This window comes from Mycobacterium mantenii, assembly GCF_001667865.1.
GTDB classification, from domain to species: domain Bacteria; phylum Actinomycetota; class Actinomycetes; order Mycobacteriales; family Mycobacteriaceae; genus Mycobacterium; species Mycobacterium mantenii_A.
Genome location: NZ_LZJP01000127.1, coordinates 1 through 769 on the forward strand (window position 1 = coordinate 1; position 769 = coordinate 769).

A 769-nucleotide genomic window follows, 5' to 3' on the forward strand; every position below is an offset into this window, starting at 1 on the left:
GCGATATGGTGCACCACCACCACCAACACGTGCTCATCGTCGGTGACGCGGAATAGCGTTGCCCGCAACGGGATCTCGGCAGCCAGATCAAACGGGTGATGGGCCGCAGAGTCGATGGCTTCGTTCAACCGCGGTGTCGGCCAACCGCTGGCATCGACGACCTGCCACCCGACATCGGCCCGCTCAACCGGCACCACCACCTGTTGGGGTGTGCCCTCGGGCGCCGGGAACAGCGTGCGCAGGCTCTCGTGGCGAGCCACCACATCGGCGAAGGCGACGCTCAGCGCATCAGCATCTACGGGTCCGTCCAGCCGCAACACCGCGGCCATGTTGTAGACCGGTGACGGACCTTGGAATTGGTCGAGGAACCACAACCGGTTCTGGGCAAACGACAACGGAACCACCGCCGGTCGCTCCCCCGCGACCAGTGGCTGCCTTCGATCGGTGCCCTCGCCGATCCGCGGCGCCAGCTGGGCCACCGTCGGTGCCTCGAACACCGCACGCACCGAAAGGCCTTCATCCACAGCGGCATTGATGGCCGCGATCAGCCGCATCGCCGACAGCGAATCGCCACCCAACTCGAAAAACGAGTCGTCCACCCCGACCCGCTCGACCCCGAGCACCTGCGCATAGATCCCGGCCAGGATCTCCTCGACCGCACTGCCCGGGGCCCGATACGCCTCCGCGCTGTATTCCGGTGCCGGCAGCGCGCGCTTGTCGAGTTTGCCGTTGATGGTCATCGGCAGCGCCTCCAACGCCACCACCGGCG

General features: G+C 66.8%; 1 protein-coding gene. It reads right to left on the reverse strand.

Annotated elements, in window-relative coordinates; translation table 11 throughout:
• The coding region (locus A5688_RS24485) for a condensation domain-containing protein (protein WP_242663224.1) at positions 1-769 on the reverse strand (769 nt) is incomplete at both ends.